The organism is Pseudomonas sp. FW306-02-D09B (assembly GCF_058782685.1).
In genome coordinates this window covers 78422-91425 of sequence record NZ_JBYSXY010000011.1, presented here as the reverse complement: position 1 = coordinate 91425, position 13004 = coordinate 78422, and the positions used below count along the sequence as shown (strand labels likewise).

Sequence of the window (13004 nt, the reverse complement as noted above, 5' to 3'; positions counted from 1 at the left end):
TGACAAAACGATCATTCCCTCGATGTGACGCATTGGTTAGAACTCAACACAGGTTGACGCCGCAACGACGTCAACACCTTGGCTCGTGACGCCGGCAGCGAGCCACCAACGGCAGAAATTTTTCTGCCTGACCTCAATCGAGGTCGACGCGACAAATACAGTCAACAAGTGAGGGAAACACCCTATGAGAAGACTTAAGCGTGATCCGTTGGAAAGAGCATTTTTGCGCGGATATCAATATGGCGTTGGTGGAAAATCCCGTGAGCTTTGCCCCTTTACTCTACCGTCGGTACGCCAAGCCTGGATCAACGGCTGGCGAGAAGGACGCGGCGACAACTGGGACGGTATGACCGGCACTGCGGGAATCCATAGACTCAACGAACTTCACGCCGTCGGCTAAAACAGGGCACACACTCCGACACGAAAATCTGAACAGGTAACGACTTAACCACGCACGTCCTCTCCGGACGGCGGGCTTCGGCCCAAGGGCTCCTTCGAGGAGCCCTTTTTTATGCCTGCAATCAACTCAAAACCAACGATGAAATACTGTGTGGCGAGGGAGCTTGCTCCCGCTGGGCAGCGAAGCGGCCCCTATCCAGACACCGCGTTATTCCTGATGCACCGCATTTGCTGATTTTAGGGCCGCTTCGCGCCCCAGCGGGAGCAAGCTCCCTCACCACAAAGGCCTCTCACCACGTGGGTTTGGGTTATCTCAGGGCGGCGATCGCATCCACCGATTCGCGAATCAGCGCCGGGCCCTTATAGATGAAGCCAGAGTAGAGCTGCACCAGGCTGGCGCCCGCAGCGATTTTCTCAGCCGCGTGCTTGCCTTCGGTAATACCGCCCACCGCGATGATCGGCAAACGCCCGGCCAACTCGGCTGCCAACACCTTGACCGTGTGAGTGCTCTTGTCGCGCACCGGAGCGCCGGACAAGCCGCCCGCCTCGTCACCGTATTCCATGCCTTCGACGCCTACGCGGCTCAGGGTGGTGTTGGTCGCAATTACCGCGTCCATCCCGGTGTCGATCAGCGCTTGTGCCACCTGAACGGTTTCTTCGTCAGTCATGTCCGGTGCAATCTTGATCGCCAGCGGTACACGCTTGCCGTGGCGTTGAGCCAGATCTTCCTGACGCTGACGCAAGGCTTCGAGCAGTTGCTTGAGCGAATCGCCAAACTGCAGGCTGCGCAGGCCCGGAGTGTTCGGCGAGCTGACGTTGACCGTCACGTAACTGGCGTGGGCGTAAACCTTGTCCAGGCAGATCAGGTAGTCGTCGACCGCACGCTCAACCGGCGTGTCGAAGTTCTTGCCGATGTTGATCCCCAGCACGCCCTTGTATTTGGCCGCTGCCACACGCGCCAGCAGATGATCGACGCCGAGGTTGTTGAATCCCATGCGGTTGATGATCGCCTCGGCTTGCGGCAAGCGGAAAATCCGTGGCTTGGGATTGCCCGGTTGCGGACGCGGGGTGATGGTGCCGATTTCAACGAAGCCGAAACCCAACTGCGCAAACCCGTCGATCGCCGCACCGTTCTTGTCCAGACCGGCCGCCAGCCCCACCGGGTTTGGAAAGTCCAGGCCCATGACATTCACTGGCAACTGCGCTGGCGCCTTGCACAGCAAGCCATTGAGACCCAAACGCCCACCTGCGCCGATCAGGTCCAGGGACAGATCGTGGGAGGTTTCCGGGGAGAGTTTGAACAGCAGTTGGCGGGCCAGGGTATACATGGGCGGGCTTGACTCGGTTGGCGGCGAAATAAGGCGGCGATTATAGCCGTGCATCGGGGTCGCAAGCGAGGTGCGCGATGAAATCAGCCATCAGTGGCATATGCCTTGCACTGGTACTCACATCGGCACCCATGCCAATGGCGGGATGCGTGCCAGGTAACGATTAAAAAGGACAACGGCGTCGTCACCTGGCCTGGTTTGCACTTGGGGCCTGGGTACGGCGCTTTTTTCATGCAAGGTGCTTATGTGATGACTGAACCTGAAGCAGGACCGCTGGCCTGGGTCAATGGCAGCGATGCCCCGGAAAAGACCGCGATCAACCTCGGTTTCATGGCCCTGAGCGACTGCGCATCCGTGGTGGTTGCGGCGACTCAGGGCTTCGCCCAACCCTACGGGTTGACCCTGAACCTCAAGCGCCAGTCGTCGTGGGCCAACCTGCGGGACAAACTGGTCAGCGGCGAACTGGATGCCGCCCACAGCCTCTATGGTTTGATCTATGCGGTGCATCTGGGCATTGGCGGCGTCGCCGCGACGGACATGGCCGTGCTGATGGGGCTGAACCAGAACGGCCAGAGCATCAACCTTTCTCATGGCCTGCAAGCGCTGGGCGTGACCGGTCCTGAAGCGCTGGAACGTCACGTGCACCAAAGTCGCCCAAAACTCACCTTCGCCCAGACCTTCCCCACTGGCACCCACGCCATGTGGTTGTATTACTGGCTGGCGAGCCAGGGCATCCATCCGTTGCAGGATGTCGACAGCGTCGTGGTGCCACCGCCACAAATGGTCGCGCACTTGCAGGCCGGACGGATCGACGGTTTCTGCGTCGGCGAACCCTGGAGCGCCAGTGCGGTGAAGCAGAACCTCGGCTTCACCCTGGCGACAAGCCAGACCATCTGGCCCGACCACCCGGAAAAAGTCCTCGGCTGCACCCGCGCCTTCGTCGAGCAATACCCGAACACCGCACGGGCACTGGTCATGGCAGTCCTGGAGGCCAGCCGCTTCATTGAACAAAGCACGGAAAACCGCCGCAGCACCGCGCAACTGTTGAGTGCTGCCGAATACCTGGATGCACCGCTCGACTGCATCGAACCGCGCTTGCTGGGCGATTATGCCGACGGCCTGGGCAATCGCTGGCAGGACCCTCACGCGTTGCGCTTCCATGGCGGTGGCGACGTCAACCTGCCGTACCTTTCCGACGGCATGTGGTTCATGACCCAATTCCGGCGCTGGGGCCTGCTGCGCGAAGACCCGGACTATCTGCAGGTGGCGCGTCAGGTCCAGCAACTTGGTGTCTATCGCGATGCCGCCAGTGCGCTGGGCATCGCGGCCCGGGATCAGGAAATGCGCAGCAGCCAGTTGATCGACGGTAAAATATGGAATGGCTCGGACCCGGCGGCGTATGCCCGCAGCTTCAAGCTGCACGCCATGGCCGACACCCCCGCTCTTCTCGCCCGCCGCTGACAGGAGGCTGCAAATATGTTGCGTATCCTGCTGATCAACGACACCGCGAAAAAGGTCGGGCGGCTCAAGGCCGCGCTGACCGAAGCCGGGTTTGAGGTGATCGATGAGTCAGGCCTGACCGTCGACCTGCCTGCGCGCGTCGAAACGGTGCGTCCGGACGTGATCCTGATCGATACCGAGTCACCGAGCCGCGATGTGCTGGAGCAAGTGGTGCTGGTCAGCCGCGACCAGCCACGGCCCATCGTGATGTTCACCGACGAGCACGACCCGGACGTGATGCGCCAGGCGATCAAGTCCGGCGTCAGTGCCTACATCGTCGAAGGCATTCATGCCGCGCGCCTGCAACCGATCCTCGACGTGGCCATGGCACGCTTTGAAAGCGATCAGGCCTTACGTGCCCAACTCCAGGCCCGCGACCAGCAACTGGCCGAGCGCAAGCGCATTGAACTGGCCAAGGGCTTGCTGATGAAAATGAAGGACTGCAATGAAGAACAGGCCTACACCCTGATGCGCCGCCAGGCCATGAGCCGTCAGCAGAAACTGATCCAGGTGGCCGAACAGATCATTGCCATGAGCGAGTTGCTGGGCTGAGCCGATCTTTGTGGCGAGGGAGCTTGCTCCCGCTGGGGTGCGAAGCGCCCCCCCAAAACCCGCCAGCGCATAGTGTCAGTTAAAGCCCGTCAGCCAGATCACGACTGATCCGCCCGAGCGCGGACCGGCCGACGGGAGCAAGCTCCCTCGCCACAATAGCTAGTTATTGGCACAGATCTCGCTAGGTAAACCACACAGGTAACCAACGGCGGTTGCCCCACCTACGACAAAGACGTCGCATACCCCTTTCGCGCAAGTGCAGCGGGTTGCGGCGTTTTTTCGTTTTGGCCCCACAGCCCGGGGCCGGTGGTGCGGCCGTCGCGGCGCGCCACCGCAAAGCTCATGACTCCCTTCGAGACTCTTCACAGCTGAGGTGCGCGATGAATTCAAGCTTCTGGAAATCCGGCCATACCCCGACACTCTTCTCGGCCTTTCTGTATTTCGACCTGAGCTTCATGGTCTGGTACCTGCTGGGTCCACTGGCAGTGCAAATCGCCGCCGACTTGCACCTGACCACCCAGCAACGCGGGCTCGTGGTGGCCACGCCGATTCTGGCCGGGGCGTTCCTGCGCTTCGTGATGGGACTGCTGGCAGATCGTCTGTCACCGAAAACCGCCGGGCTGATCGGTCAAGTGATCGTGATTTGCGCCCTGTTTGGCGCCTGGAAGCTGGGCATCCACAGCTACGAACAAGCGCTGCTGCTGGGCCTGTTCCTCGGCATGGCCGGCGCCTCGTTCGCGGTCGCCCTGCCCCTGGCCTCGCAGTGGTATCCGCCACAGCATCAAGGCAAGGCGATGGGCATCGCCGGTGCGGGCAACTCGGGCACGGTATTCGCTGCGCTGATCGCCCCGATGCTGGCGGCCTCGTTTGGCTGGAGCAACGTCTTTGGCTTTGCACTGATCCCGCTGATCCTGACGCTGATTATCTTCGCCTGGCTGGCGAAAAACGCACCTGAACGGCCGAAAGCCAAATCCATGACTGACTACTTCAAGGCCCTCGGTGACCGCGACAGCTGGTGGTTCATGTTTTTCTACAGCGTGACCTTCGGCGGCTTCATCGGCCTGGCCAGCGCCCTGCCCGGCTACTTCAACGACCAATACGGCCTGAGCCCGGTCACCGCTGGCTACTACACCGCAGCCTGCGTGTTCGGCGGCAGTTTGATGCGGCCACTCGGTGGTGCACTGGCGGATCGTTTCGGTGGTATTCGCACCTTGCTGGTGATGTACACGCTGGCCGCGACCTGCATTGCTGCCGTGGGTTTCAACCTGCCCAGTTCTTACGCTGCGCTGGCTCTGTTCGTCTGCACCATGCTCGGCCTTGGCGCGGGTAACGGTGCGGTGTTCCAGCTGGTGCCACAACGCTTTCGCCGCGAAATCGGCGTGATGACCGGGTTGATCGGCATGGCAGGCGGCATCGGTGGTTTCGCCCTCGCAGCGGGCATGGGTGCGATCAAGCAGAGCACTGGTAGCTATCAACTGGCCTTGTGGTTGTTCGCCAGCCTCGGTGTCCTGGCCTGGTTTGGCCTGCACGGGGTCAAGCGCCGCTGGAGAACTACATGGGGTTCGGCTGCTGTGACTGCCGCGCGGGTATGATGCGCCAATGAGCCTGCAATTGAGCTTCGCCGAGGCCAGCGCCATCGGCCCACGGGACGAAAACCAGGACGCCCTGCGCCTGGTCACGCCCGCCGCTGAACTGGCGGCGAGCAAGGGGTTTCTGTTCGCCATCGCCGACGGCGTCAGTCAATGCGCCGATGGCGGGCTAGCAGCCAGGGCAACCTTGCAGGCCCTGGCCCTCGATTACTACGCCACGCCGCAAACCTGGGCTGTGGCGCAAGCGCTGGACCGCCTGCTACTGGCGCAGAATCGCTGGTTGCAGGCCAATGGCGGCGGCCAGCCATTGCTCACCACCGTCAGCGCGCTAGTGCTGCGCGGTCGTCGCTTCACGTTGGCGCATGTTGGCGATTGTCGGGTGTATCGCTGGCACGCCGACCAGTTGCAGCGCATCACTGAGGACCACGTCTGGGAACAACCGGGCATGCAGCATGTGCTCAAGCGCGCATTGGGGCTGGATCAGCATCTGGTGCTGGACTTTCTCGACGGCGAATTGCGCGCCGGCGAGAGTTTCGTCCTGCTGAGCGACGGCGTTTGGGCGACGCTGGGCGACACCGCCATCGCCGCCATTCTGCGTGATCAACCCGACCTCGACAGCGCGGCGCAAACCCTGGTCAACGCCGCTCACCTGGCCGGTAGTCAGGACAACGCCAGTGCGCTGCTGGTACGGGTCGACACCCTCGGCGAAACGAGCATCGGCGATACGCTGATCCAGCTGCAGCAATGGCCATTGCCACCGCCGCTCAAACCCGGTCAGGCCTTCGAGGGCTGGCACGTCGAGAGGCTGCTCGGGCAAAGTCAGCAGTCACTGATTTACCGTGTTCGTGATGGGCAGCAACAGCCCTGGCTACTGAAGACGCTTCCCTCATCGTTGAACAACGACACCACGGCCGCCCAGGCGCTGCTCTCTGAAGAGTGGTTTCTCAAGCGCGTTGCCGGTCGAAGCTTTCCGGAAGTTCACCCGGCGGCGCAACGTCAGCACCTGTATTACGTAATGCGCGAGTATCCGGGGGTGACCCTGGCCGAGCTATTCGCGCAAAACGGTCCGTTGCCGCTGCCCCAATGGCAACAACTGGCCGAACGTTTGCTGCGGGCGGTGGGCATGCTGCATCGGCGGCAGATCTTCCATCGCGACATCAAACCGGAAAACCTGCTGCTGTCTGAGGACGGTGAGTTACGGCTGCTGGATTTCGGCCTGGCATACTGCACCGGTTTATCCGAAGACCAATCGAACGCGCTGCCGGGCACCCCGAGTTATATCGCCCCGGAAGCGTTCAACGGGAGTCCACCGACACCGCAACAGGATCTGTATGCCGTCGGCGTGACGCTTTATTACCTGGCCACCGGGCATTATCCCTACGGCGAAATCGAAGCCTTTCAACGTCCGCGCTTTGGCCTGCCAATCAACGCCAATCGTTATCGGCCGGATTTACCCGACTGGCTGGGACAAAGCCTGGAGCGTGCGGTGTGCGCCGACCCGGCGCAACGCTATGAAACGGCGGAGGAATGGTTACTGCTGCTGGAACAAGGCGAACGACGCAGTTTGAGTGTACGGCCCAGGCCGTTGCTGGAACGTGAACCGTTGAAGGTGTGGCGGACGTTGGCGCTGGTGTCGCTGCTGATCAATCTGGTGTTGTTGTATCTGCTGCTCCATTCCTGAGTCAAACACCCCCTTGTGGCGAGGGAGCTTGCTCCCGCGGGTCGGTCCGCGCTCGGGCGAAGCGACCCCAAACCTTCAATCGCGGTGTTTCAGGCAGACCACGGTTTCAGGTTTTACGAGTGCTGCGCACTCGAGCGGGAGCAAGCTCCCTCGCCACAGGTCTTCTCCGCGCCATGACTGGGCGGCGCGCCTTGATTTGGTGCAAAAAGCTCAAACCCGACACTGCTTAACGAAGCAGAACCCAACAAAACCACGCCCTCTGCCGATTTGGCACGACCTCTGCATTACCTTTTCCAACAGACATAAAGCCCGGCCTTCAACGACGAAGGGCGTGCTTCCCGAGAGAACGGGACCAGGACAAAGGCGTCCTCGCTAGGTAACTAGCGGGACGCCTTTTTTTGTTTGCGCAAAATTTGTCGAGCCAGCCTGACCGCCCTGATGAGGCAAGCCTGAGCTCCCCGGAGAACCTGATGAAAAAACTAAAACTGGTGATGATCGGCAATGGCATGGCCGGGGTTCGCACCCTGGAAGAATTGCTCAAGCTGAGCAGCGAGCTGTATGACATCACGGTCTTCGGTGCCGAGCCCCACACCAACTACAACCGCATTCTTCTTTCGCCGGTGCTGGCGGGTGAGCAGACCTTTGAAGAGATCGTGCTTAACGATCTTGATTGGTACCTGGAAAACAACATCAAACTGCTGCTCAACCGCAAGGTAGTGGAAATCGACCGGGTCAAACGCCGGGTCATCGCCGAAGATGGCAGCGAAGCCGAATACGACCGGCTGCTGATCGCCACCGGCTCGACGCCGTTTATCCTGCCGATTCCGGGCAATACCCTGGAAGGCGTCATCGGTTACCGCGACATCGCCGACACCCAGGTCATGATCGACACCGCCAAGACCCACAAGCACGCGGTGGTCATCGGCGGCGGCCTGCTCGGCCTTGAAGCGGCCAATGGGCTGATGCTGCGCGGCATGCACGTGACCGTGGTGCACCTCGGCGAGTGGTTGCTGGAGCGGCAACTGGACAAAACCAGCGGCCAGTTGCTGCAAACTGCCCTGGAAGGACGCGGCTTGCACTTTCGCCTGTGCGAACAGACCCAGGCCCTGCACGACGCCGGCAATGGCCGGGTCGGCTCGGTGCAGTTCAAGAACGGCGACATCATTCCCGCTGACCTTGTGGTGATGGCTGCCGGCATTCGCCCCAATACCGAACTCGCGGAAAAATCCGGCATCCCGTGCAACCGCGGGATTCTGGTCAACGACACCCTGCAAACCTATGACCCGCGCATCTATGCGATCGGCGAATGCGCCAGTCACCGCGGCATCGCCTACGGCCTGGTAGCGCCACTGTTCGAGCAGGCCAAGGTCTGCGCCAACCACTTGGCGCAACTGGGGTTTGCCCGCTATTCGGGCTCGGTGACCTCGACCAAATTGAAAGTCACCGGCATCGACCTGTTCTCCGCTGGCGACTTCATGGGCGGCGAAGGCACCGAAACCATCACCCTCTCCGACCCGATCGGCGGGGTCTATAAAAAACTGGTGATCAAGGATGACGTGCTGGTCGGTGCCTGTCTGTACGGCGACACCGCGGATGGCGGCTGGTATTTCCGGCAGATTCGCGAGAACCACGCCATCGGCGAGATCCGCGATCACCTGATGTTTGGCGAAAACGCTCTGGGCGATGTAGGCCATCAAGGCCAGGACAAAGCCATGAGCATGGCTGACAACGCCGAAGTCTGCGGTTGCAATGGCGTCTGCAAGGGCACCATCGTCAAGGCGATTCAGGAACACGGGCTGTTCAGTGTCGATGAGGTCAAGAAACACACCAAAGCGGCCAGCTCCTGCGGCTCTTGCGCCGGACTGGTGGAACAGATCCTGATCAACACCGTCGGCGGCGCGGCGGACGTCAAACCGAAAAGCGAAAAAGCCATCTGCGGTTGCAGCGACCTCAACCACGGACAGATCCGCCAGGCGATCCGCGAAGAGCATCTGCTGACCATCGCCGGGACCATGAGCTACCTGAACTGGCGTACCCCGAATGGCTGCGCCACCTGCCGTCCGGCGCTCAATTACTACCTGATTTCCACATGGCCAGGCGAGGCCAAGGACGATCCGCAATCACGGCTGATCAACGAACGGGCCCACGCCAACATTCAGAAAGACGGCACGTACTCTGTAGTCCCTCGGATGTGGGGCGGTGTGACCAATCCTTCGGAGCTGCGGCGCATTGCCGATGTCGCCGACAAGTACAACGTGCCCATGGTCAAGGTCACGGGCGGCCAACGCATCGACTTGCTGGGGATCAAGAAGCAGGATCTGCCCGGCGTCTGGAAGGACCTCGACATGCCGTCCGGCCATGCCTACGGCAAATCGATTCGCACGGTGAAAACCTGCGTCGGCAGCGAGTTCTGCCGCTTCGGTACGCAAAACTCCACGCAACTGGGCATTGAACTGGAGCATGACCTGTTCAACATGTGGTCGCCGCACAAGGTCAAGCTGGCGGTCTCAGGTTGCCCGCGCAACTGCTCGGAAGCCGGGATCAAGGACGTCGGAATCATCGGCGTCGATTCTGGCTGGGAGATGTACATCGGCGGCAACGGCGGGATCAAAACCGAGGTCGCGGAATTCTTCGTCAAATTGAAAACCGCCGAAGAGGTGCGCGAGTACAACGGCGCTTTCCTACAGCTGTACCGCGAAGAAGCCTTCTACCTCGAGCGCACCGTGCACTACCTGCAACGGGTCGGCATGGAGCACATCAAGAAAGCCGTGCTGGAAGACCCGGAGCGCCGCAAAGCGCTCAACGACCGGCTGCAATTCTCCCTGTCGTTCGAGCAGGACCCATGGAAAGAACGTCTTGAGCAACCATTGCTGAAGAAGGAGTTCGATGTGATCCCCGTGAAAAACCTGGAGGTGCCGGCATGAACTGGCTGGATATCTGCGCACTCGAAGAAATCAACGCCTTGGGCTCGCGCATCGTCAGCGGCCCCAAAGGTGACATCGCGATTTTTCGCACCAGCGACGATGAGGTTTTCGCACTCGACGACCGCTGCCCACACAAGGGCGGACCGCTGTCCCAAGGACTGATCTACGGTAAACGCGTCGCTTGCCCGTTGCACAACTGGCAGATCGACCTGGAGTCCGGTGAGGCCCTGGCGCCTGATGTCGGCTGCGCTCATCACCATCCGGCACGGGTGGAGAACGGTCGGGTCATGCTGGCTCTGCGGGAAGCAGGCTGATGAGCCGCCAGACGACCGCCTCGACCTGCTGTTATTGCGGGGTGGGCTGCGGCGTACTGATCGAGCATGACGGCGAGCAGATCCTCGGCGTCAGCGGCGACCCGACGCACCCGGCCAACTTCGGCAAGCTGTGCAGCAAAGGCTCGACCCTGCACCTCACCGGCGACCTCGCGGCACGGGCGCTGTACCCGGAACTGCGCCTCGGCAAAGGTATGGCCCGCAGCCGTACCGATTGGGACACCGCCCTCGATCACGCCACCAGCGTGTTCGCCGACACCATCGCCGAGCACGGCCCGGACAGCGTGGCGTTCTATATCTCCGGGCAACTGCTGACGGAAGACTATTACGCCTTCAACAAGTTGGCCCGGGCGCTGGTCGGCACCAACAACATCGACAGTAATTCGCGACTCTGCATGTCGTCGGCGGTGGTCGGCTACAAGCGCAGCCTGGGCGCCGACGCCCCTCCATGCAGCTATGAAGACCTTGAGCTGAGCGATTGCGTAATGATCGTCGGCAGCAACATGGCCTACGCTCATCCGGTGCTGTTTCGTCGACTGGAAGAAGCCAAATCCCGCCGACCACAGATGAAAGTCATCGTCATTGACCCTCGACGTACTGACACCTGTGACCTTGCCGACCTGCACCTGGCCATTCTGCCGGGTACCGATGTCGCGCTGTTCCACGGAATTTTGCACCTGCTGTTGTGGGAAGACTGGGTCGACCGTGAGTTCATCAAGGCGCACACCGAAGGCTTGGCCGAACTGAAAAGCCTGGTACGCGATTACACCCCGCAAATGGTCGCGCAACTCTGCGGGGTCAGCGTTGAACAGCTGCAGCAATGCGCCGAGTGGGTCGGCACCTCAACCGGTTTTCTCTCGCTGTGGTGCATGGGGTTGAACCAGTCCACCGCTGGCAGCGCAAAAAACAGTGCACTGATCAACCTGCACCTGGCCACCGGGCAAATCGGTCGGCCGGGCGCCGGCCCCTTCTCGCTTACCGGTCAGCCGAATGCCATGGGCGGGCGCGAAACCGGCAGTTTGTCGAACTTGCTGCCTGGCCATCGCGAAGCAGCCAATGCGCAACATCGCGCCGAAGTGGCGGCTTACTGGGGTGTCGAAAAACTACCTGACACCACCGGGCTAACTGCCATTGAACTGTTCGAACAGGTCCAGAGCGGCAAGATCAAAGCATTGTGGATCGCCTGCACCAACCCTGCGCAGTCGCTGCCGGATCAGCACACCGTGCGCGCTGCATTGCAGGCTTGCCCATTCGTGGTGCTGCAAGAAGCCTTTCGCACCACCGAAACCGCGCCGTTTGCCGACCTGCTGCTGCCGGCCGCCAGTTGGGGTGAGAAAGAAGGCACGGTGACCAACTCCGAACGGCGGATTTCCCATGTTCGCCGCGCCATCAACGCACCGGGTGAAGCGCGCCCGGACTGGGCGATCACAGTGGATTTCGCACAACGCCTGGAGCGGCGTCTGCGTCCAGGACAGCCCAGCCTGTTTGCTTTCGAACAACCGGCGCAGGTCTTCGATGAATACAAACAACTGACACGCGGACGCGATCTGGACCTCTGCGGGATCAGCCATGCGCTGCTCGATCGCCTCGGCCCGCAGCAATGGCCGTTCCCGGACGGCGCCTCGAGCGGAACGCCACGGCTTTACGCGGACGGGATTTTCCCTACAGAGAGCGGCCGTGCACAGTTTGTCGCCGATCCATATCGCGCGGCCAAGGAGCAGCGTGACGCACGCTTTCCGCTGACCCTGATCACCGGGCGCCTGCGCGATCAATGGCACGGCATGAGCCGCACCGGCACGGCTGCACAATTGTTCGGCCACGTCAGCGAAGCCCTGCTGAGCCTGCACCCTGATGAACTGCGTCGCTATCGACTGCAGACCGGCGATCTGGTCAACCTCAAAAGCCGTCGAGGCAGCGTGATCGTTGCGGTCGGCAGTGATGACAGTGTGCGCCCGGGCCAGGCATTTCTGCCGATGCACTGGGGAGACCGTTTCCTCAAGGGTGGCGTCAATACGCTCACGCAGCCGGCATTCGATCCCCTGTCGAAGCAACCCGAACTCAAACACAGCGGCGTGCGTATCGAGCCGGTAAAGCTGCCCTGGCATTTATTCGCACTGGTTGAGGGCGATGTTCAGCAGCATTTCGAGACCTTACGACCGCTCTGTGAGGACTTTTCCTATGCCAGCCTCAGCTTGGCCGGCCGTGAACGCCCAGCGCTGCTGATACGCGCTGCCAGCGCCCAGGCACCCGACCCGCAACGGCTGCATGCCATCGATCAGCAACTGGGACTCAACGATGGCCCGGTCCTGGCTTACGACGATCCACGGCGCGCCATTGGCAAACGCGTGCGCATCGAACAGGGCCGGATTACCGCCATTCGCCTGGCCGGTGAAACCCTTGCCCAACACTGGCTGCAAAACCTCTGGCTGGAAGGCCGCGCCGACGAACAACTGCGGCGCTGGCTCTTGGCACCGTTGAGCACGCCACCCGGCAGTGCGGGCTCATCCGTCAGCGCCACGAAAACTCTGTGCAACTGCAAGAACGTCAGCGAAAGCGCGGTGTGCGCTGGCATTCGCAGTGGCCTGGATTTGCAGGGCCTGAAACAACAACTCGGTTGCGGCACGCAATGCGGCTCCTGTGTCCCGGAAATCAAGCGTCTGTTGGCGGCCAATGTGCAGCCCATCGCAATCACCTCGTGA

General features: G+C 61.3%; 9 protein-coding genes. 8 read left to right on the top strand and 1 reads right to left on the bottom strand.

The features are described 5' to 3' along the window. Nucleotides 1-184: 184 nt before the first annotated feature. A complete protein-coding gene (gene rmf, locus AC3WK5_RS18840) occupies nucleotides 185-400 on the top strand; it encodes a ribosome modulation factor (RefSeq protein ID WP_003223300.1) in 216 nt (71 codons plus the stop codon). Nucleotides 401-707: 307 nt separating this feature from the next. On the opposite strand, the gene AC3WK5_RS18835 is transcribed toward rmf, so the two are convergent. Beyond that, a complete protein-coding gene (locus AC3WK5_RS18835; protein WP_054593241.1) occupies nucleotides 708-1727 on the bottom strand; it encodes a quinone-dependent dihydroorotate dehydrogenase in 1020 nt (339 codons plus the stop codon). Nucleotides 1728-1976: 249 nt separating this feature from the next. Here AC3WK5_RS18835 and AC3WK5_RS18830 point away from each other — a divergent pair, with 249 nt between their 5' ends. The 7 genes from AC3WK5_RS18830 (at nucleotide 1977) to AC3WK5_RS18800 (ending at nucleotide 13004) form a co-directional block, all read left to right on the top strand. Further along, on the top strand, nucleotides 1977-3188 hold the full coding sequence (locus tag AC3WK5_RS18830) for a CmpA/NrtA family ABC transporter substrate-binding protein (RefSeq protein WP_103315424.1): 1212 nt from the start codon (nucleotides 1977-1979) through the stop codon (nucleotides 3186-3188). Nucleotides 3189-3203: 15 nt separating this feature from the next. Continuing rightward, nucleotides 3204-3779: an ANTAR domain-containing response regulator gene (locus tag AC3WK5_RS18825; protein WP_054593242.1), complete on the top strand. Its 576-nt coding sequence runs from the start codon at nucleotides 3204-3206 to the stop codon at nucleotides 3777-3779. A gap of 380 nt (nucleotides 3780-4159) precedes the next feature. After that, nucleotides 4160-5371 carry a nitrate/nitrite transporter gene (locus AC3WK5_RS18820; RefSeq protein WP_054593243.1) on the top strand — a complete coding sequence of 404 codons (1212 nt, stop codon included), beginning with the start codon at nucleotides 4160-4162 and terminating at the stop codon, nucleotides 5369-5371. Between the two features lie 7 nt (nucleotides 5372-5378). Beyond that, the gene (locus AC3WK5_RS18815) at nucleotides 5379-7049 is read left to right on the top strand and encodes a bifunctional protein-serine/threonine kinase/phosphatase (RefSeq protein ID WP_103315370.1); all 1671 of its coding nucleotides are present in this window, start codon (nucleotides 5379-5381) and stop codon (nucleotides 7047-7049) included. Between the two features lie 470 nt (nucleotides 7050-7519). Beyond that, nucleotides 7520-9973, top strand: coding sequence for a nitrite reductase large subunit NirB (nirB, locus tag AC3WK5_RS18810; protein WP_054593245.1), 2454 nt, complete (start codon nucleotides 7520-7522; stop codon nucleotides 9971-9973). Beyond that, nucleotides 9970-10287, top strand: a complete 318-nt coding sequence (gene nirD, locus AC3WK5_RS18805; protein ID WP_103315371.1) for a nitrite reductase small subunit NirD — start codon at nucleotides 9970-9972, stop codon at nucleotides 10285-10287. The genes nirB and nirD overlap by 4 nt, the downstream gene beginning before the upstream one ends. After that, entirely contained in the window at nucleotides 10287-13004 is a 2718-nt protein-coding gene (locus tag AC3WK5_RS18800; protein ID WP_103315372.1) for a nitrate reductase, read from the top strand. The genes nirD and AC3WK5_RS18800 overlap by 1 nt, the downstream gene beginning before the upstream one ends.